Below are 22631 nucleotides of genomic sequence, written 5' to 3'. Positions count from 1 at the left end.
CCGCAACGGTCGGCGGCGGAACGCCGACGGCCCCGGACGGCGCAGTGCCGTCCGGGGCCGTCCCGGGTCGCCGGGCGTTTCGGGGCCTCAGACCTTGAGGTACTTCCGGAGGGTGAAGAAGGCCGCGATGCCGGCCATGCCCATACCCACCACGACCAGCAGCGGTATCACCGCCAGCACCGAGGACAGGCCGATGAAGTGGATGAACTGCACCCGCTCGGCCAGCCAGTTCTGGACGAAGAAGTGGCCGCCGAGCAGCAGTCCGGAGGCCATCACCGCGCCGAGCAGCGCGGAGAACGCGGCCTCCGCGATGAACGGCATCTGCACGTAGAAGTTCGAGGCGCCGACCAGGCGCATGATGCCGGTCTCGCGCCGCCTGCTGTACGCCGACACCCGGACGGTGTTGACGATCAGCAGCAGGGCGACGAAGAGCATCAGCACCATGATGACGAAGGCCGCCGTCTGGAGGCCGTTCAGCAGGCCGAAGAGGTTCTCCAGGATCTTGCGCTGGTCCTCGACCGACTTGACGCCGGGCTTGCCGGCGAAGGCGCTCTGGATGACGTCGTACTTGGTCGGGTCCTTGAGCTTGACCCGCCAGGACTGCGGGATGGCCTCCGGGCCGAGGACGGAGATGAGCGGGTTGTCCGGGTTCATCTCCTTCCAGTGCTTGTACGCCTCGGCGGAGTTCTCGAAGGTCGAGGACTGGACCACCGAGTCCATCTTGTCCAGCTGGGTCTTGATGTCGGCGATCTGCTGGTCGGTGGCCGCGCCCTTGTCGCACTGGGGCGAGTTGCGGGCGTCGGCCTTGGTGCAGAAGTAGATGCTCACCTCGACCTTGTCGTACCAGTACCCCTTCATCGAGTTGACCTGGTCGCGGACCAGGAGGGAGGCACCGGCGAGGGCGAGGGAGAGCGCGACGCTGACGACGACGGCGATGGTCATCGTCAGGTTGCGGCGGAGACCCACACCGATCTCCGACAGGACGAACTGGGCGCGCATGCGTTCAACAACTCCAGGGTCGGTACTGCTGGTCGGGCGAGGCGGGCGGGCGGCCCACGGGGTCAGCGCCGAGTGGTCAGTGCTGGTATCCGTAGACGCCGCGGGCCTGGTCGCGGACCAGCAGCCCCTTGTCGAGCTCGATGACGCGCTTGCGCATCTGGTCGACGATGGCCTGGTCGTGGGTGGCCATCAGCACGGTGGTGCCGGTGCGGTTGATCCGGTCGAGCAGCTTCATGATGCCGACCGAGTTCTGCGGGTCGAGGTTGCCGGTGGGCTCGTCCGCGATCAGCAGCATCGGGCGGTTGACGAACGCCCGGGCGATCGCCACGCGCTGCTGCTCACCACCGGACAGCTCGCCCGGCATGCGGTCCTCCTTGCCGCCGAGGCCGACCAGGTCGAGCACCTCGGGCACCACCTTGTTGATGGCGCTCTTCGGCTTGCCGATGACCTCCAGCGCGAACGCGACGTTCTGCGCGACCGTCTTGTTGGGAAGCAGGCGGAAGTCCTGGAAGACGGTGCCCAGCTGGCGGCGCATGTGCGGCACCTTCCAGTTGGACAGCTTGCCCAGGTCCTTGCCCAGCACGTGCACCTCGCCGCTGCTGGGGCGCTCCTCGCGCAGGCACAGGCGCAGGAAGGTGGACTTGCCCGAGCCGGACGAGCCGACCAGGAAGACGAACTCACCCTTCTCGATCTCCAGCGAGACGTTGTCCAGGGCGGGACGGTTCTGCTTGGGATAGGTCTTGGAGACGTTGTCGAATCTGATCACGGCTGCATCACGGAGGCCATCCTAGGCGGCGCCAGTCCTGGGTCGGTCCGCCCCTCGGCATGCCCGGCCCGGGGCGGGCGAGGGGAGCGGAACGGCCGCTCCCGGCTTGGGACCATACGCGAACGGGCGCCCGGCCCGCAGGTTCGGGCCTCGACAGCCGCACGGAACTGGGGGAAAATGCCCGGATATGCCCCGAAAATTGGGAGCCATCTCACAGCCCGGGGGCCGGAACGCCGGGAACCTGGCACAGTGGAGGGTGCGGTCGGGCCCGACCGCTCCGCCGCACAGGGCAAGAGAAGGAACCAAGGCCCGGTCCGGTGCGTTTGCAGTAGCAGCGAGGAGGAGATCGCATGACCTGCGACCATCTGGTGTGCGCCCACTGCAACGGCCGCGTCAGCGAGGGCCGCTGCCCCGCCTGCCGTGCCACCCGGGCCCGGCTGCAGGAGCAGCAGGGGCTGTTCGCCGCGCTCTCCCCCGCGATGCTGCTGGCCGTGCTGGCCGGACTGCTCGCGGTGGCACTGATCGCGCGGCAGGCGCTGGCCTGAGCCGTAAGACGTACGAACGGCGAGAACCGCACGAACGGGCAGGGCCCCCGACCGGTTGACCGGTCGGGGGCCCTGCCGTATGTCCTGTGCGGACCGCGGGCGACCGCGGACTACTGCGCGGCGGTCTCCCGCTGCTTCCTCCACCGGATGCCGGCCTCGATGAAACCGTCGATGTCGCCGTCCAGCACGCCCTGCGGGTTGCCGACCTCGAACTCGGTGCGGACGTCCTTGACCATCTGGTACGGGTGCAGCACGTAGGAACGCATCTGGTTGCCCCAGGAGCTGCCGCTGTCCTTGAGCGCGTCCATCGCCGCCTTCTCCTCCTGGCGGCGCCGCTCCAGCAGCTTGGCCTGGAGGACGTTCATCGCGGACGCCTTGTTCTGGATCTGCGAGCGCTCGTTCTGGCAGGAGACCACGATGCCGGTCGGGATGTGCGTGATGCGCACCGCCGAGTCGGTGGTGTTGACGCCCTGGCCGCCGGGGCCGGAGGCGCGGTAGACGTCGATGCGCAGGTCCGACTCGTCGATGTCGACGTGGTCGGACTGCTCGACGACCGGGAGCACCTCGACGCCGGCGAACGAGGTCTGCCGGCGGCCCTGGTTGTCGAACGGGGAGATGCGGACCAGGCGGTGGGTGCCCTGCTCGACCGAGAGGGTGCCGTAGGCGTAGGGGGCCTTGACGGTGAAGGTCGCGGACTTGATGCCGGCCTCCTCCGCGTACGAGGTGTCGTACACCTCGGTGGGGTACCCGTGCCGCTCGGCCCAGCGCAGGTACATGCGCATCAGCTGCTCGGCGAAGTCGGCGGCGTCCACGCCGCCGGCCTCGGCGCGGATGTTGATCAGCGCCTCGCGGGCGTCGTACTCGCCCGACAGGAGGGTGCGGACCTCCAGCTCCTCGACCGCCTTGGCGACGGCCACCAGCTCGGTCTCGGCCTCGGCGCGGGTGTCCGCGTCGTCCTCGGCCTCGGCCAGCTCGAACAGGACGCCCAGGTCGTCGATGCGGCCGCGGAGGCCCTCGACCCTGCGCAGTTCGCCCTGGAGGAAGGAGAGCCTGCTGGTCACCTTCTGGGCGTTCGCGAGGTCGTCCCACAGGTCGGGGGCGGCTGCCTCCTCCTCCAGACGCGCGATGTCGGCCCGGATCTTGTCCAGGTCGAGGACGGCCTCGATCGACCCCATGGTCGTTTCGAGGTTCTTGAGCTCTTCGGAAGGATCGACGGCTGCCACGCCCCCAGGGTAATGGTTCCCGGGGTGCTCATGACGACCCCGGGTGCGTCGGGGGCCCCGCGGGCTCCCGGAGCGGGCCGCCGAGGGGCCCCGGGCGCGCCGCTAGGGCGCCCTCGGGGCGCCCGACACGCCGGTCGGACGGGGGCCGGGCCCGGCGTCCGGGGCGGTGGCGGCGAAGGCGGTCCAGGCCGCGGCGGCGCCGGCCAGCAGCAGGACCACGGCCAGCAGCACGGCCAGCACCCGGCGCCGGCGCAGCAGCGCCTGGCGGTCCCGGCGGTGGACCGCGCCCGGGGTGGTGCGCTGGGCCCGCGACTCGGCCGCGTAGGAGGCCAGCTCGTGCGCGGAGGGACGGCGCAGGCTGGTGTGGGTGTCCCGGGTGGAGTCCGGGGCCACCCCGGGCACCAGCGGGACGGCCGGGCCGCGGCGGCGCTTGTGGGTGCCGGGGGCGGCGTCCACCTCGGCGTACACCGCCTCGCCCGGGGTCAGCTGCTCCTCGGCGGGCGCCCGGCCCTGCTGCGGGACGGCCAGCACCGGCAGCCCGGCCAGGGCCGGCAGCTGCTCGCGCAGCCGGGCGGCCAGCTCGGCGGCGCGCAGCCGGGAGGCCGGGGCCTTGGCCAGGCACTCGGCGATGATCCGCCACAGGCCGTCGGGCAGGCCGGGGATCGGCGGCACCTGCTCGGTGACGTGCCGGCGCAGCACCGCGCCGGTGTGGCCGCCGCCGAACGGGGTGAAGCCGGCCAGCAGCTCGTACAGCACGGTGGCGAGGGCGTAGATGTCGACGGCGGCGCGCGGCTCCAGGCCCTCGATGATCTCGGGGGCGAGGTAGTCGGGGGTGCCGATGATCCGGGTGGCGCGGGTGCGGCGCGGGGCGTCGACCAGCCGGGCCACGCCGAAGTCGGTCAGCTTGGCGCGCGGGGCGCCGCCGGGGCCGGGGGCGGCGGCGAGGTCGAGCAGCACGTTCTCGGGCTTGACGTCCCGGTGCACGATGCCGGCCGCGTGGGCGGCGGCCAGGCCGTCGGCGACGTCCGCGATGACCGAGGCGGCGAGCTGCGGGGGCAGCGCGCCGTCGCGCTCCAGCCGGGAGCGCAGGTCGGTGCCCTGGACCAGCTCCATCACCAGGGCGAGGTCGCTGCCGTCGACGACCATGTCGCGCACGCCGACCACCCGGGGGTGGTCGAGGCTGGTGAGCGCGGCGCGTTCCTGGACGAAGCGCCCGACCAGCACCTGGTCGGCGGCCAGGTCCTCGCGCAGCAGCTTGACCGCGACCGGACCGTCCGGGCCCTCGCCGAGCCAGACCGTCCCGGCCGAGCCCCGGCCGATCACCTGGTGGACGGTGTAGCGGCTGCCGATCTTGCGTGCCAATGCTGCTCCGTGGGCGGCGGGAGCGCTCCGGGAGGGTCCGGAGCACTCGGTGGGGCGGGACAACAGCGACCAACCTACGCGCCCGGACGCCTTCCGCGGGCCTCCTGGGGCCGCTCGGCCGGTGCTGGGCGGCGGGAAATCCCGTGAATTGTCGACAAAGCGTCAATCCTGCCGACGGGGGCGGCTCCGGGCTCCCCGTCAGACCACCTCGGCCGGCAGCGTCCAGCGCTGCCCCGCCGACCCGTCGCAGCCGGCCAGGTCGGCGCCGCCGCCCGGCGCGGCCCCGGCCGCGGGGTCGCGCAGGCAGCCCTCGGCGCCCTGGTTCCAGAGCGCGCCGGCCAGGCCGACCAGCCAGACGTGGTACGGCGAACCGTTGCAGGGGTTGAGCGAGGCCGCGTTGCCGTCGGTGCCCAGGCACTTGCCGGCGTGCCGCAGCGTGCCGTCGGTCTCCACGCTCCACTGCTGCCCGGGCGAGCCGTCGCAGGCGAGCAGCGCGACCGGCTCCGGGCCGTCCGCCACGCTCCCGGGCAGGTCGGCGAGGCAGTGGCCGCCGGGCGCGCCGACCGGGCCGGTCGGGCGCCCCGGGCGGACGTCGGTGGCGAAGGAGTCGGTCCGCAGGCCCGCACCGCCGCTCCAGAGCTCAAAGCCCGCCTCGATCGAGACCAGGTACCACTCCGGCCTGACCACGCCGCGGGCCACCGCGTCCCGGACGAAGGCCCGCAGGTCGAGGTCGGTGACCGAGTCGACCGGGGTCCGCGCCTGGTAGGCGACCATCGGCCACTGCCGGCCGTTGGCGGCGATGGTGAGCTGCCAGCTGGTCCAGCCGGTCCCGCCGACGTACGCGGTGGAACCGGTGGGACCGGACCCGGCCGGACGGCGGTCCAGCCAGATCATCAGCTCGGCCCCGTCCGGCTGGCCGTTGGCCTCGGGGGTGGCCGGGGTGGTGTGGAACCACAGGTCGTAGGCCACGTTGAAGTCGCCCGCGGCGGGCAGCGTGGTGGACCAGCTGCTGGTCGCCCGCCCCAGCTCGGAGACGCGCAGCGGCAGCGCGCTGCCGGTGGAGCAGGTGTTCCAGTGGCAGCCGTCGAAGATCTCCGGGTAGGCGACCGGTCCGGCCGGCGGGCTCGCGGCGGCGTCCGAGGAGTGCACGGTGAACCCGGGGCCGCCGTCGGTGGCCAGGCAGGTGTTCGTCCCCGGGCCGTAGGCGTTGTTGTCCACCACGTACCGACCGCCGGCCACCGGCACCGTCTCGTACCGGCCGCAGTGCGGGGTCGGCGCCGCCACCGCCGGACCGGCCGGCAGCAGCGCCGCCACGACGGCGAGCAGCAGGCCCGCCGCCGCCGGGCGTCCGGACGTGTGTCGCACCCTCATTCGCAAGCCCCCCGGGATCCGCCGTTCCTGTGTGCCCGTCAGTTCTTCGCGCTGCCGAACAGGTCCGTCACCCAGTCCTTGGCGCTGGAGAACCAGTCCTGGACGTTGGCCCAGTACTCCGGCAGCGGGGTGAAGTTCCACAGCGCCGCCGCGGCCAGTGCCAGCACCAGCAGCACCATCAGGCAGCCCTTCAGACAGCCCAGGCCCGGGATGTACATCCGGTTGCGGCTGCGCGGGCGCGGCTCGCGGCGCGGGGCCTCCCGGGGTGCCTCGCGGGGCGGCTCGGCGCGGCGCTGCGGGGGTTCGCGGTGCTGCGGCGCGGGCGGCTCGGCCCGGCGCGGCGGGGCGGCGGGGGCCGCCTGCTGCGGGGCCGGGTGCTGCGGGGCGGGCGCGGGCCGGCGCCCGGCGGGCGCGGCCGGGGGCTGGTTGTAGCCGCCGGGCGGCTGCGGGCTGCCCTCGCCCTGCCCGGGGCGGCCCGGCCGGCCTGCCTGGTAGGGCGGCGGGGCGACCGGCGGGCGCTGGGCGTATCCGGGCGGCGGGGCCTGCCGGTAGCCGCCCGGCTGCTGCCGGCCCTGGTGCTGCTGGCCCTGGTGCTGCCCCGGGTACTGGCCGGGCTGCTGGTAGCCCTGCGGCGGGTGGCCGGGCTGGCCGCCCTGGCCCGCCTGGAAGGGCGGCGGGGCGACCGGCGGGGCCTCGAAGTCCTCGGGCCCGAAGTAGGCGATCTCGGTCTGCTGGTTGCGGTCCCGGGCCGCCCGCAGCTGGGTCTGCCAGGGGTGCGGGGTCTCGGCCTGCGGCGGGCCGGGCGGGGGCGGCGGCACGGCGGCGGGCGGCATCACCCGGGTCGCCGCCGGGTCGAACGGGGGCGGCTGGGTGCCCATCACCCGGGTCGCGGCCGCCGGGTCGTACTGCTGGCCGGGCTGGCCGGGCTGCTGACCGGGGTGACCGGGGTGGCCGGCCGGGAGCACCTGGGTGCGGTCCTCGGCGCCGAACGGCGCGTCCGCCGACAGTCCGGGCACCCCCACCGGCGCGCCCGGCACGGCGGCCGGCTGCGGGTCCGGCAGGAGCAGCCCGCCGACGGCGATCGCCGCGTCCACCGCCGCCGGCGAGGCGTGCACGCCCACCCCGGCCGCGACCACCCGCAGGGCGCCCGCCAGCGACACCGCGCTCGGCCGCTGCGCCGGGTCCTTGCGCAGACAGCGCTCGATCACCGTCCAGAGCGGCTCCGGCATCGTGGACGGCCGCTGCGGCTCCTGGGCGAGGTGCGCCTGCAGGATGGCCAGCGGGTTGTCGCCCTGGAACGGCTGGCGGCCGGTGACCAGCTCGTACAGCATGATCCCGGCGCCGTAGACGTCCACCGCGGAGGTCTGCGGGCGGCCCTCGGCGGACTCCGGCGCGACGTACGCGGGGGTGCCGACGAACTCGTGGCTGCGGGTGATGCCCGGGGAGTCGGCGAGCCGGGCGATGCCGAAGTCGGTCAGCATCGGGTGCATCTGCTCGGTCGCGTCGACGACGGCGGTGGCGAGCAGCACGTTGGCCGGCTTGAGGTCGCGGTGCACGATGCCGTCCGCGTGGCTGGCCGCCAGCGCGTCGGCGACCTGGGCCATCAGCAGGGCGCCCGCGATCGGGCTGAACGGGCCCTGCTCGCGGAGGTAGCGGGCCAGGTCCGGGCCGTCCACGAGGTCCATCACCAGGGCCAGCAGCTCGCCCTCGACGACCAGGTCGCGGACCTTGACGATGTTCGGGTGGGTCAGCCGCAGCAGCACCGAGCGCTCCCGCAGGAAGCGCATCACCACGTCCGGGTCGGCGGCGAGCTCCTCGCGCAGGACCTTGATCGCCACCAGCTGCCCGGGCGCGCTGCCGGGCACCTCGACGTCGGCGCGGACCCGGCCGCGCCAGACGGTGCCGGTGGCCCCTCGTCCGAGGGTCTCCTCCAGCAGATACTTGCTGCCGACTGGCCGCACCTGTCGCACTCCTCGCCGTGCCGCCCGCGCGGGGCGCTCCTCCGCCGGTGCGGTGAGCCTGCCGGGCCCGTGTTTCCGGCCACTCTAACGGGGTCCGTTCCCGTTTTTGAGGCGACCGGCAGGGGCGTTCGCCCGGGTTGGGGGACATCCCCCAAGGGAAGACCCGGAGCGTGCGCGGGCGGTTCCGCGGGGGCCGCGGGGTCTGCCCTTCCGGGCGCCGGTTGACCTGATTCCCCGTCGCCTCCACCATGGCCATGATCGCAAGATCGTCAAATCCGGTACGGTGCGCGGACTGTCCGTGACGGATGGCAGGATGACACTCGCCACTCTTGTGGCCCAAGCGGTGTCGCGGCCACCCCCGCACCCCCGTGGCGGCCCGAGGCAGCGGCACAAGGCGTCACACCAGCAGAAGGGACCGCGGGCGAGATGCAGATCCGGCTGACCGTCCTCCGACCGCGCAGCGGCCCGGCAGCCGCCGGCTCCGCCATCCCCTACGTGGACGTGCTGGTCACCGCGCCCGTCGGCACCGCGCTCGGCTCCCTCGCGGGCGCCCTCGCGGGCGCCGTCGGCGTGCGCGGACCGCGGGCCGCCACCCATGTGCACCTGTACGCGGGGACCCAGCGGGTGGACGAGCACACGCTGCTCGGTCACCCCCCGCTGCTGGACGGCGCCGTCCTCTCCCTCAACGAGCCGGACCCGACCGCCGAGGACCCGGACGACACCCCGGCCGCCGCCGAGCTGCGCGTCGTCGGCGGGCCGGACGCCGGCGGGGTGCACCGCCTGCACGGCCGGGAGATCCGGGTCGGCCGCTCCGGCGAGGCCGACGTCCCGGTCGACGACCCGGACGTCTCCCGGCTCCACCTCGCCCTGCACCTCGCCGAGGACGGCACGGTGACCGTCCGCGACCTCGGCTCCACCAACGGGACCACCGTCGACGGCCGGATCGTCCCGCCCGGCGCGCCCGAGGAGGCCGTCCCGCTCGACGGCACCGCGCTGCTGCGGATCGGCGAGACCACCCTGCGCGTCACCGCCCCGGACCCCCGGGACACCTCCGGGGCACCCGGCCGCGCCGCGCTGCCCGACGGCCACGGCCACCTCCGGCTCTCCGCCCCCGCCCCGGTCCGCCCAGCGCCGCCCGCCGTCGAACCGCCGGCCGCCCCCGAACCGCCCGCCGGGCGCGGCCGCGGCCTGCTCTCGCTGCGGCTCGGCCGCTCCAGCGCCGAACCGCCCGAGGAGAGCGCCGAACGGCACCACACGGCCGTCCGCATCCGGCAGGCCGCCGCCCAGCGCGAACGCTGGCCCGACCTCGCCACCCTGCTGCTCAACGCGCTCGGCCCCGGCCCCCGGCTCTGGGAGCGCGGCCCCGGCCACCCCGACGCGCTCACCCTGCGGCTCGGCACCGCCGACCGGCCCGGCGGCCCCGGCACCTCCCCCGGCACCGTGCTGCCCGCCGTCCCGGTCACCGTCGACCTGCAGACCGCCGGCAGCCTCGGCCTCAGCGGCCCGCGCGAGCGCCTCGACGCGCTCACCCGCGCCGTCGTCGCCCAGCTCGCCGCGCTGCACCCGCCGACCGGGCTCAGCCTGGTCGTGGTCGACGCCGATCCGGCCCGCACCCCGCAGGACCGCGCCGACACCTGGGCCTGGGCGCTGTGGCTGCCCCACCTGCGCCCCGCCGAGGGCCAGGACTGCCGGCTGCTGCTCGGTCTCGACGACGAGCAGGCGACCGCCCGGCTCACCGAACTCACCGGCCGGCTCAGCGGGCCGGTCGGCCTCGGCGGCCACCCCGCCACCGTCGTCGTGGTCGACGGCCGCCCGGGCACCGAGTCCGCCCGGCTGGCGCTCGACCTGCTGCTGCGTCAGGGCCCGGCCGTCGGCATCTTCCCGGTCTGCCTCGCCGAACAGCCCGAACTGCTGCCCCGTGGCCTCGGCGCCACCGCGCTGATCACCGGCGAGGTCGGCACCCAGCTCTCGCTCGACCGCCCGGGCCCGGTCACCCGCGGCCGCGAGACCCTGCACGAGGTCTCCCTGGACGCCGTCTCCGACGCCTGGGCCGAGCGGCTCGCCCGCGTCCTCGCCCCGCTGCGCGAGGCCGCCCCCGCCAACCGGGGACCGCTGCCGGACGCGCTGCGGCTGCTCGACCTGCTCCAGCTGGACACCGTCACCCCGGCCAAGCTGTCCGCCCGCTGGGCCGCGCACGCCGGCGGCATCGGCGCCGCCACCGCCCTGCTCGGCACCACCCGCGACGAGCTGTGCGTCCTCGACCTCGCCGACCCCGAACTCACCCTCCCCTCCCCCGACCCGGGCGGCCCGCACCTGCTGATCGGCGGCGCCCGCGGCTCCGGCAAGACCGAGCTGCTGCGCACCCTGGTCGCCTCGCTGGCCGCCTCCGAGCGGCCCGAACGCCTCGCCGTCACCATCGTCGAGGGGCGGGCCACCGAGGACGGCCTCGCCGGGTGCAGCGAGCTGCCGCACGTCACCGGGCGGGTCAACGCCGCCGCCGACCCGCGGGCCGCGCTGCTCGCGGCGGAGGCGCTGGAGGACGAGCTGGTCCTGCGCGAGCGGCTGTTCGACGGGCTGGACTTCGCCTCCTGGCACGCGGCCCGCATCCTCGACGGGGAGCCCGTCCCGGTCCCGGCCACCGTCGGCGCCCCCGACGCGCCCGCTCCCGCGCGCGTCATCCACCCGCGCAGCCCGGACTCCCCCGTCGCCCCGCCCGCGCCCAGCGGTCCCTGCCCGCCCCGCCTGGTCGTCGTCGTGGACGACTACGATGCCCTGCTCTCCCCCACCTCCCCGGTCGGCCGCCCGCTCGCCCGCGCCCTCGCCGCCGTCGCCCGCCGCGGCGGCGCCCTCGGCGTCCACCTCGCGGTGACCACCGGCCGCCCCGACGAGACCACCGGCACCGAGGTCGACGAGGCCGCCCTGCTGCGCATCGCCCTGCGCACCGACGACCCGGCCGACTCCGACCTCCTCATCCACCTCGGCGACGCCGCCGCCCTCCCCGAGGCCACCCCCGGCCGCGGCTACCTCCGCCTCCCCGACGGCGGCGTCACCGCCTTCCAGGCCGCCCGCATCAGCGGCCGCATCCCGCGCACCGCCACCCTGCGCCCCACCGTCGTCGCCATAGACCCGCTCACCCTCGGCGCCCCGCCCGCCCGCCGCCCCGTCCGCGAACTCGGCAACGGCCCCACCGACCTCGCCCTCCTCGCCAGCGCCCTCCAACGCGCCGCCGCCCGCTGAGGCGGAAGAAGTCCGCACGGCCGTCCGCCCCCGCCGCGATCGCTGTCGCGGCGGGGGCGGACGGCCGTTGGAGGTCGAGCTGCCTCGACCGCCCACCGGTCAGGACGACGTGTCCGTCAACACGGCACCACGGCGTCGAGGGTGACCGGGACCGATCCCCAGCCGGGCTTGGTGACGCTGAAGCTGCCGTGCACGGTCGAGCCGCAGGTCACGGCCCCGCCGACGCCGCGCACCTCGACCAGGCTGGCGTGGAACCGCGTCCACTTGTTGACCGAGCCGAGCGAGGCGCCGCCCACGACCTGACCGTCGAGCACGGTCAGGAGGTCCTGGGGCTCCGGGTAAGGGCCGCCCGGGCTGGGCGGACCGGCCAGGTAGATCTTCCCCACCAGTTGCACGTCGCCGCCGGTCACCTCGGCGCACAGCCAGGTATTCACCCCGGCCTGCAGCTTGGTCGAGCTGCAGATCTCCGTGGTGGTCGTCGTGCCGGCCTGGACAGCGCTCGCCTGGGTCGGCGCCGCCAGCATCGCCACCGCGCCGGCGGCACCCGCCAGCGTCAGGGCGAGTCGGTTCGCTCGCATCGTCCCACTCCTCTTCTGCTCCGTCGGATTCTCAGGGCATTGCATGCCATATGTGACATTTCACATGGGGCATGCAGCAACTCTGGCACGCGCTTCCCGTACCCCGCAGTCGATCGCCCCCCGGGATCGACCATCGGACCGGAAACCGGTCCTCGATGGCGCGATCACGGCCCGGCCCCGAATCCCTGGCGGGAACGGGACGGGCCCGAGGCCCCCCGACCCCCGGGCCCGCAGCCGCCTCGACCGCCTACCGGTCAGGACGACGTGTCCGTCAACACGGCACCACGACATCGACGGTGACCGGATTCGGCCCCCAGCCGGGATCGGTGACACCGAAGCTGCCGCGCACGGTGGAGCCGCACGCCACGGTCCCGCCGACGCCGCGCACGTCGGTCATGCCGAGGTCGAACCACGTCCACTTGCTGTCCGAGCCGAGCGAGGCGCCGCCCACGACCTGGCCGGAGAGCGCGGTCCACAGGTTGCGGGGCTGCGGGTACGGGCCCCCCGGGCTCGGCGGGCCGGCCAGGTTGATCCAACCCACCAGCTGCACGTCACTGCCGGTCACCTCGGCACAGAGCCAGGTCATCAGTCCGGACTGCAGCCTGGTCGAGCTGCAGGTCTCCGTGGTGGTGGTCCTGTTCGTCGCGCCGGCCGGGGCGGCACTCGCCTGGGTCGGCGCCGCCAGCATCGCCACCGCGCCGGCGGCACCCGCCAGCGTCAGGGCGAGTCGGTTCGTTCGCATCGTGCTACTCCTCCTCTGTCGTATCCGAAACGCCATATGTGACATGTCACTTACGGCGCGTCACGAATCTGGCAGATGTTCCGCATGCCCTACAGGGCCGATCGACCCCATGGATCCACCATCGGACCGGAAACCGGCCCTCGATGGCGCGATCACGGCCGATCGGCCCGCACCGCGCACCGTGGAGGCCGCAGGAAACAGCCGTGGGGCCCGCTCGCACCGGGCCCCACGGCTTCACCTGTCCTTCGAAGGAACCCTTCCGGCTCAGGCGCTCTTCTGCGGCGCCTCCTCCCCGGGCTGGTCGACGACGGTGCGGCCGAGGACGGCGGAGTGGCCGGTGACGGTGCCCGGCTTGCCGAGCTCGTTGCCCTCGGCGGCGACCACGGTGCGCTCGCCGAGGAACTCGTGGGTCTTCGGGTCGAAGATCCACTCGGTGCGGATGCCGCCGTTCTCGCGGGCCACGGCCACGCCGTGCCGGCCGGAGGCGTCCACGGAGTCGTCCACCGCGGTGACGCCGGGGATCTTCGCGGCGGCCCGGTAGAGCGCGGCACTGACGGCCGGCGGGGCGAGCTGCTCCCGCAGCAGGTCGCCGATCGTCACGAAGGCCTCCTGGTCGGGGCCCGGGCCCATGCCCTTGGTCTCGGCGTAGATCTTCTTCAGCAGCGCGTCCGGGTCGGTCGGCAGCGTGGCCAGGTACGCGTACGTCGGGGCGTTGAGGCCCGGCTTGGCGTTCGGGTCGAGCCACATGCCGCCGTCGGTGCGCGGCGCCGGATCCCCCGGCTTGGTCTTCTCCGGAGCGATGGCCTTGCCGTCCCCGCGCTCCTCCTTCAGGACACCGTGCCGACTGCCGTCCACCGAGAGCCAGATCTGGCGGCGGTGCGCGGGGTCGACCTTCGACTCGCCGGTGGCCATGTTGAGGCTGGAGAAGGCCACCAGGCTGTCCACGTACACGAACTGATTCTTGCCCGCCTTCGGGTCGGGCTTGCCGGCTGCGGTGTCCGCCGCCTGGGTCAGCAGCTGGACGGCCCCCACGGGGGCGGCGTTCAGCGTGGTCCCGCCGGTGCTCTGCTGCTGGGCCTGCTGCGGCGGCGCGGGCGTGCCCGCGCCGCCGCCGCTCAGCACCACCGCCAGCGCCAGTCCGCCCGCCAGGGCGGGCACCGCCACCCAGCCGAGCCTGCCGCGCCGGGCCCGCGCGGGCTTCGTCTCGCGGATCTCACTCATCAGATGTCCCCTCAACAACCGGTGGCGGTCGGCGGAGAGCTCGGGCCTCGCCGGGCCCGGCACCAGCCGGTCCAGCTCAGCGCGTTCGTCCTCGTTCATCGGTTCGTCTCCCGTATCGACCGGGCCGCTCCGACGCGGCCACCCCGTACCTGTCCTGAGGCCGGGCGGAGTTCCCGCCCGTTGCGCAGTTCCTCCTCGGCGAGCGCGCGCAGCTTGGTCCGGGCGCGCGAGAGCCGCGAACGCACCGTGCCGATCGGCACCCCCAGGGCCTCGGCCGCACCCGCGTAGTCCAGCCCCGCCCACACGCAGAGCCCGAACACCTCCCGCTCGGCCTTCCGCAGCCGCCCCATCGCCCGCCGGGCGGCGGCCAGCTGCGCGCTGTCGTCCAGCCGCCCCACCAGCTCGTCGGCGAAGTCCGGCACCGTCTCCCGGACCGGCAGCCGGTCCATCGCCGCCCGGTGCCGCCGGGCCGCCCGGGCGGTGTTGCGCAGGACGTTCGCGGCGATCCCGAACAGCCAGGGCCGCACCGCCCCGCCGTCCTCCCGCAGCTTGTGCCGCAGCCGCCACGCCTCCAGGAAGGTCAGCTGGACGACGTCCTCCGCGACCGCCCAGTCCCCGGTGGCCCGCACCGCGTACCGGTACAGATCACCCGCCGTCTCGTCGAACAGCTCCCCGAACGCCCACTGATCGCCATCCCGTATCCGTCCCCGCTGCGACAGTTCCACACCTCCACCTGTCCGCACCGCCCCGTCGGGTTCCCTCCCGAAGCGGAAAAGCGGCGGGCCCGCGTCCATCAGGACGCGGGCCCGCCGTTCGCCGTGCCGGCCGGGTGTCAGCGCATCGAGCCCGTGCGGAGCAGGGTGCGGATGACGCGCATCGCGACGGAGAGGCTGGACAGCTCGTAGTTGTCCGACCCCCTTATGTCGTCGAGGGTGCTCTTGGCGCGGTTCAGCAGGGTGGCGTTGAGGTCCGCCCAGGCGGTGTAGCGCTCCTCGGGGGCCGCGCCGTCGGGGCCGCAGGCCAGGATGTCGGCGGTCAGCGCCGCGTGGGCCGCGAAGAGGTCCTCGCGGATGGCGGCGCGGGCCATGGACGACCAGCGGTCGGTGCGGGGCAGCTCGATGATGCGGTCGAGCAGGTGGGTGATCTGGAGGCGGTCGGCCAGGTCGTAGTAGAGCTCGGCGACCTGGGCGACGTCCTTGCCGGAGCGGTCCGCGACCTCGGTGATGTCCAGGGTCGGGAAGGTCGAGGACAGGCCCGCGATCCGGGTGGCGAGCTGCTCCGGCACGCCGGCCTCGGTGAGCTCGCCGTAGATCTTCTCGAACCAGACGAGGTCCTCGCCGCGCAGCGGCTTGGGCAGCGAGCCCCAGACCTGGTTGACCCGGTCGTGGAAGAACTCGATGGTGCCCGCGATGTCCAGCGGCTGGCGCCGGTTGTTGAGCATCCACCGGGTGGCGCGCTCGACGAGACGGCGCACGTGCAGCCGCATCTTGGTCTGCGCCCGGGCCGGGACCTTGTTGTCCAGGCCCTCGATCTCGGACCAGATCTCCTCCAGGCCGAAGACCGCCCGGGCCGCGGTGTGGGTGCGGGCGACCTCCTCGTAGGTGGCGCCGGTCTCCTCCTTCAGACGGAAGGCGAAGGTGCAGCCACCCCGGTTGATCGTGTCGTTGACGATCAGCGTGGTGATGATCTCGCGGCGCAGCGGGTGCCGGTCGATCTGCTCGGCGAACCGGGCCCGCAGCGCGCTCGGGAAGTACTCGTGCAGCGCGGTGCGGAAGAACGGGTCGTCGGGCAGCTCGGTGGCGAGCAGCTCGTCGGCGAGGGTGATCTTGGTGTAGGCGAGCAGCACCGACATCTCCGGCTGGGACAGGCCCCGGCCGTTCTGCTGGCGCTCGCGGATCTGCCGCTCGGTGGGCAGGAACTCCAGGGCCCGGTCGAGCCGGCCCTGCGACTCCAGGCGGTTGATCATCCGGGAGTGGACGTTGACCATGCTGTGCGCCTGGGCGACGGCGTTGGCCAGCACCACGTTCTGCGCGTAGTTGTTGCGCAGCACGAGGTGGCCGACCTCGTCGGTCATCTCGGCGAGCAGGGTGTTGCGCTGCTTGACCGTCATGTCGCCGTCGGCGACCACCTGGTTGAGCAGGATCTTGATGTTGACCTCGTGGTCCGAGGTGTCGACACCGGCCGAGTTGTCGATGGCGTCGGTGTTGATCCAGCCGCCGTTGCCCTCGGGACCGCCGGCGGACGCGTACTCGATGCGGCCCAGCTGGGTCCACCCGAGGTTGCCGCCCTCGCCGACGACGCGGGCGCGGACCTGCTCGCCGTTGACGCGGATGGCGTCGTTGGCCTTGTCGCCGACCTCGGCGTTGGACTCGGTGGAGGCCTTGACGTAGGTGCCGATGCCGCCGTTCCAGAACAGGTCGACCGGCGCCTGCAGGACGACCTTCATCAGCTCGGCGGGGGTGAGCCGGGTGTCGGAGACCCCCAGCACGGCCCGGACCTGCGGCGACAGCTGGATCGACTTGGCGCTGCGCGGGAAGACGCCGCCGCCCGCCGAGATCAGCGACTTGTCGTAGTCGTCCCAGGAGCTGCGGGGCAGCTCGAACAGGCGGCGGCGCTCGGCGTAGGAGACGGCCGCGTCCGGGTTGGGGTCCAGGAAGATGTGGCGGTGGTCGAAGGCGGCGACCAGGCGGATGTGCTCGCTGAGCAGCATGCCGTTGCCGAAGACGTCGCCGGACATGTCGCCGATGCCGACGACGGTGAAGTCCTCGGTCTGGGTGTCGTGGCCCAGCTCGCGGAAGTTGCGCTTGACGGACTCCCAGGCGCCGCGGGCGGTGATGCCCATGCCCTTGTGGTCGTAGCCGGCCGAGCCGCCGGAGGCGAACGCGTCGCCCAGCCAGAAGCCGTAGGACTCGGCGACGCCGTTGGCGATGTCCGAGAAGGTCGCGGTGCCCTTGTCGGCGGCGACGACCAGGTAGGTGTCGTCCTCGTCGTGGCGGACCACGTCGGCCGGGTGGACGACCTCGCCGGCGACCAGGTTGTCGGTGATGTCCAGCAGCGCCGAGATGAACGTCTTGTACGACGAGACGCCCTCGGCCAGCCAGGCGTCACGGTCGACCGACGGGTCCGGCAGCTGCTTGGCGACGAAGCCGCCCTTGGCGCCGACCGGCACGATGACGGTGTTCTTCACCATCTGCGCCTTGACCAGGCCGAGGATCTCGGTGCGGAAGTCCTCGCGCCGGTCGGACCAGCGCAGACCACCGCGGGCGACCTTGCCGAAGCGCAGGTGCACACCCTCGACCTGCGGCGAGTAGACCCAGATCTCGAACGCCGGGCGCGGGGCCGGCAGGTCCGGGATGGCCTTCGGGTCGAACTTCATCGACACGTAGGAGTGCCACGCACCCGAGCCGTCGTGCTGGAAGAAGTTGGTCCGCAGGGTGGCCTTGATGAGGTGCAGGAAGGAGCGCAGGATGCGGTCCTCGTCCAGCGAGACGACCTCGTCCAGCGCGCCGGCCAGCTCCTCCAGGATGCCCTCGGTCAGCTCCAGCGCGCCCTGCTGGTGGCTGGGGCTCAGCCGGGCCTCGAAGAGGTTCACCAGCAGGCGGGTGGTGTGGGTGTTGTTGCGGAGCGCGTCCTCCATGTAGTCCTGGGAGAACGTGGAGCCCGCCTGGCGCAGGTACTTGGCGTACGCGCGCAGCATCATCGCCTGGCGCCAGGTCAGCCCGGCGGTCAGCACCAGCTCGTTGAAGCCGTCGTTCTCGGCCTTGCCGGTCCAGGTGGCGGCGAAGGTCTCCTGGAAGCGCTCGCGGGCCTCGTCGGTCAGCTCGACGGCCTCGCGCAGCCGCAGGCCGAAGTCGTAGACCCAGGCGGTGGTGTGGTCGGAGCGGGTCAGCGCGTACGGGTGCTCGTCGAGCACCTCGACGCCCAGCCGCTGGAGGACCGGCAGCACCTCGGTGAGCGAGATCGGGCCGCCCACCCGGTAGATCTTGAAGCGGCGCTCGTCGTCGCCGGCGCCGACCGGCTGGTACAGGTTCAGCCGGAAGTCGCCCTCGCCGTGCAGCGACTCGATCTGCTTGAGGTCGGCGACGGCGGTGCGCGCGGTGAAGTCGGCGCGGTAGCCGTCGGGGAAGGCGTTGGCGTACTTGCGGGAGAGCTCGGCGGCCTTCTCCTCGCCCAGCTCGACGTGCAGCTGGTCGTTGAAGCCGTCCATCCAGAACCGGGCGGCCTCGGCCAGCTTGGCCTCGATCCGCTCGACCTCGGCGTCGGTCAGCTGCGGCAGCTCGCTGCCGGGGGTGACCCGGACGACGAAGTGCAGCCGGGTCAGCACCGACTCCGTCGACCAGACCGTGTAGTCGATCGAGGCGCCGTTGAGCTCCTGCATCAGGATGTCCATGAGGCGCAGCCGGATGCGGGTGGTGTAGCGGTCGCGCGGCAGGTAGACCAGCGCGGAGAAGTAGCGCCCGTACTCGTCCTGGCGCAGGAACAGCCGCAGCCGGCGGCGCTCCTGCAGGTAGAGGACGCTGGTGGCGATCTGGAGCAGCTCGTCGGCCTGGGTCTGGAAGATCTCGTCCCGGGGGAAGGTCTCCAGGATCTGCAGCAGGTCGCGGCCGTCGTGGCTCTCGGTGGAGAAGCCGGAGTCGGCGATGACGTCCTGGACCTTGCGGCGGACGACCGGGATGCGGCTGACCGACTCGGTGTACGCGGCGGCCGAGAACAGGCCGAGGAAGCGGCGCTCGCCGATGACCTCGCCGTTGGCGTCGAACTTCTTCACGCCGACGTAGTCGAGGTAGGCGGGACGGTGCACGGTGGCCCGGCTGTTGGCCTTGGTGAGGACCAGCAGCTTCTTCTCGTGGGCCTTGGCGCGCACCGGCGCGGAGAGCCGGCCGAAGGCCTCGCTGACGGCGTGGTGCTGCTCGTCGCGGGTGATCGGGTCGGAGCGCAGGATGCCGAGACCGGTGCCGGCGACGGCCCGCAGGACCTCCTCGCCCTGGTGCTCGACGAGGTCGTACTCGCGGTAGCCGAGGAAGGTGAAGTGGTCGTCGGCGAGCCAGCGCATCAGCTCCCAGGCCTCGCCGACCTCCTGCTCGGGCAGGCCGGCCGGGGGCTGCTCGGCGAGCTCGTCGGCCAGCCGCAGCGCGGAGTCGCGCATCTTGGACCAGTCCTCGACGACCTCACGGACGTCGCCGAGCACGCGGCGCAGGTTGCTCTCGATCTCGCGCAGGTCCTCGCGGTCGGTCTCGCGGTCGACCTCGATGTGCATCCACGACTCGACGGTCGCGTCGGCCGGCCACTCGGCGCCGGCGGCCTGGCTGCGGGCGCAGGCGTCGACGTCGAGGATCTCCAGCAGCTTGCCCGTGATGTCACGGCGGACGACAAGCTGGGGGTGGATGACGACGTGGATCGCGCGGTCCTGGCGGGACAGCTCGTTGGTCACCGAGTCGACCAGGAACGGCATGTCGTCGGTGACGACCTCGACCACGGTGTGGCCGCAGGACCAGCCGTTCTCCTCGACCGAGGGGGTGTGCACCCGCACCTCGGCGGTGCCCTGCGGGCGCTTGAGGCCCAGGCGGTAGTGCGAGGCGGCCGCGCCGTAGACGTCGACCGGGTCGCGGTCGACCAGGTCCTCGGGCGCGGTGTGGAGGTAGTAGTGGTGCAGGTACGCGGACAGAGCGCCGTTGCTCAGTCCCTCCCCCGGCGCCGCTCCCCCCACCTGGCTGTTCTCAGCGGCTGCTGCTGCCTTCCTGAGCAGTTCGGCCTTGGCTGCGTCCAGCTTGGTCTGCATGACTTCTTGGCTCCTGTCGCGCGCCGTTGCGTGACTCGGTGGTGGTATCGGGATCACCGCCGGGTCTTCCGCAATCCTGCCGCACCGTCCTGCTGAAAGGCGTCCATGGCACGCATGGAACACCTCTGCAGCGGGTAGGACGAGACGTTCGGCCTCTGCGGAACCACCCGACGACGCCAGCCAGCCTAACGGGATCAATCGAAGGTGTCAGGGGACAAGCAGGCGCAAACCTGCAGGAAGATCGGGCCGTCCTGGACAGCTTGTCCAATCAGCCTGCCGGTTTGCGCCGAAAGCCGAAAGTTCGTGCGGAGCCTCTGCGGAATCCGTGTGCGGAGGGTGGGCATTCAGCCCATGTGCGGGTGAACGTGCGAGGTCGGCGGGACGAACGTCTCCTTGATCGACCGGGCCGAGGTCCAGCGCAGCAGGTTCTGCGCCGCGCCCGCCTTGTCGTTGGTCCCCGACGCCCGGCCGCCGCCGAAGGGCTGCTGGCCGACGACCGCGCCGGTCGGCTTGTCGTTGATGTAGAAGTTCCCGGCGGCGAACCGCAGCGCCTCCACCGCCTGCGCGATCGCGTAGCGGTCCTGGGCCACCACCGAGCCGGTCAGCCCGTACGGCGCGCCCGCGTCCACCCGGTTCAGCACGTCCTCCCAGCGGGAGTCCTCGTAGACGTGGACGGCCAGGATCGGGCCGAAGTACTCGGTGCGGAACATCTCGTTGCGGTGGTCCGAGGAGACCAGCACGGTCGGGCGGACGAACCAGCCGATCGCGTCGTCGTACTGGCCGCCCGCCGCCAGCTCCACCGTCGGGTCCGCCTTGGCCCGGTCGATGGCCTCCCGGTTCTTCTCGAACGCGCGCCGGTCGATCAGCGCGCCCATGAAGTTCGACAGGTCGGTGACGTCGCCGACGGCCAGCGCGTCCACCTCGGCGAGGAAGTCGTCCTTGATCCGCTGCCAGACGCTGCGCGGCAGGTAGGCGCGGGAGAGCGCCGAGCACTTCTGGCCCTGGTACTCGAAGGCGCCGCGGATCAGCGCGGCCTTGAGGATCTCCGGGTCGGCCGAGCGGTGCGCCAGCAGGAAGTCCTTGCCGCCGGTCTCCCCGACGATCCTCGGGTACGTCCGGTAGCCGCCGATGTTGGCGCCGATCGTCTGCCAGAGCGAGCGGAAGGTCGCGGTGGAGCCGGTGAAGTGCAGTCCGGCCAGGGCGGGGTCGGCGAGCGCCACCGCGGACAGCTGCTGCCCGTCGCCGGTGACCAGGTTGACCACGCCGGGCGGCAGGCCGGCCGCCTCCAGCAGCCGCATCAGGTAGTGGGCGGCCAGCGTCTGGGTCGGCGCGGGCTTCCACACCACCGTGTTGCCCATCAGCGCGGGCGCGGTCGGCAGGTTGCCGGCGATCGCGGTGAAGTTGAACGGGGTGATCGCGTAGACGAAGCCCTCCAGCGGGCGGTGGTCGGTGCGGTTCCACACCCCCGGCGAGGAGACCGGCTGCTCGGCCAGGATCTGCCGGGCGAAGTGCGCGTTCCAGCGCCAGAAGTCGATCAGCTCGCAGGCCGAGTCGATCTCCGCCTGCTGCGCGGTCTTGGACTGCCCGAGCATGGTGGCCGCGTTCAGCGTCTCCCGCCACGGCCCGGCCAGCAGGTCGGCGGCGCGCAGGAAGACCGCCGCCCGGTCGTCGAAGGACAGCGCCCGCCACTCCCGCCCGGCCGCCAGCGCGGCGTCCACCGCGGCCCGGGCGTCCTCCCGGGTGGCGTTGCCGAGCACGCCCAGCTTGGCCGCGTGGTGGTGCGGCTGGACGACGTCGATCCGCTCGCCGCCGCCGAACCGCTGCTCCCCGCCGATGGTCATCGGCAGCGGGACCTGCTCGGCCGCCAGGTCGTCCAGCCGGCGCACCAGACGCTCCCGCTCCGGGCTGCCGGGCGCGTAGCCGAGCACCGGCTCGTTGCCCGGGACCGGGACCTGGGTGACTGCGTCGATGGGCATGGCGGACTCCGCTCCTCGTCACGGTGGCCGACCCCGTTCCGACGACGGGACCGGCACCCGTCCAGCCTGACCAGCGGCGGGCCGCTTCGCCCGCCCGGACACGCCAACGGTGGACGTGGTCCGCGCCACGCCCGGCCGCCCGGCGGGTGCCTCAGCCGGCGAGCCGGCCGGCCAGCTCCACCGCCTCCGCCAGGGTGTCCACCACCGGCACGCCGACCGGTTCCAGCTTCTCCCGGGTGTGCGAGCCGCCGGTGTACAGCACCGCGTGGGCGCCCGCGTTCAGCGCGGCCAGCGCGTCGTCCGCCGCGTCGCCGATCAGCACCGTGCGGGCCGGGTCCACCCGCTCGCCGAGCGCGGCCAGGTGCCGGACCAGGTGTTCGGCCTTCTGCCCGCCGGCCGGGCCGCTGCGCCCGTCCACCCGCAGGAACCGGCTGGTCAGGCCGAAGCCGTCGACCACCGGCAGCAGCCGGTCGTGCTCGTACATGGACAGCAGCGACTGGCTGTGCCCGGCCGCCCGCCAGTCGTCCAGCAGCTCCCGGGCGCCCTCGGTGAGGCCGCAGGCGGCGGCCAGCCGGCGGTAGCTGTCGTGGAACGCGTCGTCCAGGCGCAGCCACTCGTCCTCGGAGGGCAGCCGGCCGAGCAGCCGCTGGTAGAAGCGGGGGATCGGGATCTCGTACTGCTCTCGGTACTCCTGCAGCGTCATCGGCGCTACGCCGATGGTCGCGAAGGCGGCGTTGCTCGCGCCGAGCACCGCCTCCATGTCGTGGAAGAGCGTTCCGTTCCAGTCCCAGACGATATGAGTGCGCACGCGTTGAACGGTAACGCCGGGCACCGCCGGACCGGTAGGACGGGGCTCACGCGGGCCGGCGAC

General features: G+C 73.4%; 15 protein-coding genes. 2 read left to right on the top strand and 13 right to left on the bottom strand.

Annotated features, from left to right (window positions below):
* Nucleotides 1-87 precede the first annotated feature (87 nt).
* Entirely contained in the window at nucleotides 88-999 is a 912-nt protein-coding gene (gene ftsX, locus ABT238_RS16495; RefSeq protein ID WP_344325131.1) for a permease-like cell division protein FtsX, read from the bottom strand.
* 76 nt (nucleotides 1000-1075) lie between these two features.
* Nucleotides 1076-1765, bottom strand: a complete 690-nt coding sequence (ftsE, locus tag ABT238_RS16490; protein WP_350544679.1) for a cell division ATP-binding protein FtsE — start codon at nucleotides 1763-1765, stop codon at nucleotides 1076-1078.
* Between the two features lie 350 nt (nucleotides 1766-2115).
* On the opposite strand from ftsE, the gene ABT238_RS16485 reads away from it, so the two are divergent.
* Nucleotides 2116-2310: a hypothetical protein gene (locus ABT238_RS16485; RefSeq protein WP_350564101.1), complete on the top strand. Its 195-nt coding sequence runs from the start codon at nucleotides 2116-2118 to the stop codon at nucleotides 2308-2310.
* A gap of 110 nt (nucleotides 2311-2420) precedes the next feature.
* Here ABT238_RS16485 and prfB read toward each other — a convergent pair whose 3' ends face one another.
* The 4 genes from prfB to ABT238_RS16465 form a co-directional block, all read right to left on the bottom strand.
* On the bottom strand, nucleotides 2421-3533 hold the full coding sequence (gene prfB, locus ABT238_RS16480; protein WP_350564099.1) for a peptide chain release factor 2: 1113 nt from the start codon (nucleotides 3531-3533) through the stop codon (nucleotides 2421-2423).
* Between the two features lie 102 nt (nucleotides 3534-3635).
* A complete protein-coding gene (locus tag ABT238_RS16475) occupies nucleotides 3636-4895 on the bottom strand; it encodes a serine/threonine-protein kinase (protein ID WP_350760604.1) in 1260 nt (419 codons plus the stop codon).
* Nucleotides 4896-5093: 198 nt separating this feature from the next.
* The gene (locus tag ABT238_RS16470) at nucleotides 5094-6260 is read right to left on the bottom strand and encodes a GH12 family glycosyl hydrolase domain-containing protein (RefSeq protein WP_350564096.1); all 1167 of its coding nucleotides are present in this window, start codon (nucleotides 6258-6260) and stop codon (nucleotides 5094-5096) included.
* Nucleotides 6261-6304: 44 nt separating this feature from the next.
* Nucleotides 6305-8227, bottom strand: coding sequence for a serine/threonine-protein kinase (locus ABT238_RS16465; protein ID WP_350760585.1), 1923 nt, complete (start codon nucleotides 8225-8227; stop codon nucleotides 6305-6307).
* A gap of 426 nt (nucleotides 8228-8653) precedes the next feature.
* Between ABT238_RS16465 and ABT238_RS16460 the strand changes: the two genes are divergently transcribed.
* Nucleotides 8654-11464: an FtsK/SpoIIIE domain-containing protein gene (locus ABT238_RS16460; RefSeq protein ID WP_350564092.1), complete on the top strand. Its 2811-nt coding sequence runs from the start codon at nucleotides 8654-8656 to the stop codon at nucleotides 11462-11464.
* Nucleotides 11465-11580: 116 nt separating this feature from the next.
* On the opposite strand, the gene ABT238_RS16455 is transcribed toward ABT238_RS16460, so the two are convergent.
* The 7 genes from ABT238_RS16455 to ABT238_RS16425 form a co-directional block, all read right to left on the bottom strand.
* Nucleotides 11581-12042 carry a hypothetical protein gene (locus ABT238_RS16455; protein ID WP_350564090.1) on the bottom strand — a complete coding sequence of 154 codons (462 nt, stop codon included), beginning with the start codon at nucleotides 12040-12042 and terminating at the stop codon, nucleotides 11581-11583.
* 271 nt (nucleotides 12043-12313) lie between these two features.
* Nucleotides 12314-12784: a hypothetical protein gene (locus ABT238_RS16450; protein ID WP_350760543.1), complete on the bottom strand. Its 471-nt coding sequence runs from the start codon at nucleotides 12782-12784 to the stop codon at nucleotides 12314-12316.
* A gap of 264 nt (nucleotides 12785-13048) precedes the next feature.
* A complete protein-coding gene (locus tag ABT238_RS16445) occupies nucleotides 13049-14104 on the bottom strand; it encodes a CU044_5270 family protein (protein WP_350564089.1) in 1056 nt (351 codons plus the stop codon).
* On the bottom strand, nucleotides 14101-14730 hold the full coding sequence (locus tag ABT238_RS16440; protein WP_350564087.1) for an RNA polymerase sigma factor: 630 nt from the start codon (nucleotides 14728-14730) through the stop codon (nucleotides 14101-14103). Before ABT238_RS16440 ends, ABT238_RS16445 begins: the two co-directional genes overlap by 4 nt.
* 107 nt (nucleotides 14731-14837) lie before the next feature.
* Nucleotides 14838-19784: an NAD-glutamate dehydrogenase gene (locus ABT238_RS16435; protein WP_350564085.1), complete on the bottom strand. Its 4947-nt coding sequence runs from the start codon at nucleotides 19782-19784 to the stop codon at nucleotides 14838-14840.
* A gap of 344 nt (nucleotides 19785-20128) precedes the next feature.
* Complete coding sequence (pruA, locus tag ABT238_RS16430) at nucleotides 20129-21754, bottom strand: L-glutamate gamma-semialdehyde dehydrogenase (RefSeq protein WP_350564250.1); 1626 nt, start codon at nucleotides 21752-21754, stop codon at nucleotides 20129-20131.
* A 157-nt stretch (nucleotides 21755-21911) separates the two neighbouring features.
* Complete coding sequence (locus ABT238_RS16425) at nucleotides 21912-22568, bottom strand: HAD family hydrolase (protein WP_350564084.1); 657 nt, start codon at nucleotides 22566-22568, stop codon at nucleotides 21912-21914.
* Between the last annotated feature and the right edge of the window lie 63 nt (nucleotides 22569-22631).

The sequence above is a fragment of the Kitasatospora sp. NPDC001527 genome, from assembly GCF_040298605.1.
In the GTDB taxonomy this organism is placed as follows: domain Bacteria; phylum Actinomycetota; class Actinomycetes; order Streptomycetales; family Streptomycetaceae; genus Kitasatospora.
This window is presented reverse-complemented; position numbering and strand designations above follow the sequence as displayed.

Excerpts from the sequence above, each read along its gene's own strand:
- ftsX (WP_344325131.1), bottom strand. The coding sequence starts at position 999 with ATGCGCGCCCAGTTCGTCCTGTCGGAGATCGGTGTGGGTCTCCGCCGC.
- ABT238_RS16485 (WP_350564101.1), top strand. The coding sequence starts at position 2,116 with ATGACCTGCGACCATCTGGTGTGCGCCCACTGCAACGGCCGCGTCAGC.
- ABT238_RS16460 (WP_350564092.1), top strand. The coding sequence starts at position 8,654 with ATGCAGATCCGGCTGACCGTCCTCCGACCGCGCAGCGGCCCGGCAGCC.
- ABT238_RS16455 (WP_350564090.1), bottom strand. The coding sequence starts at position 12,042 with ATGCGAGCGAACCGACTCGCCCTGACGCTGGCGGGTGCCGCCGGCGCG.
- ABT238_RS16450 (WP_350760543.1), bottom strand. The coding sequence starts at position 12,784 with ATGCGAACGAACCGACTCGCCCTGACGCTGGCGGGTGCCGCCGGCGCG.
- ABT238_RS16445 (WP_350564089.1), bottom strand. The coding sequence starts at position 14,104 with ATGAACGAGGACGAACGCGCTGAGCTGGACCGGCTGGTGCCGGGCCCG.
- ABT238_RS16435 (WP_350564085.1), bottom strand. The coding sequence starts at position 19,784 with ATGCAGACCAAGCTGGACGCAGCCAAGGCCGAACTGCTCAGGAAGGCA.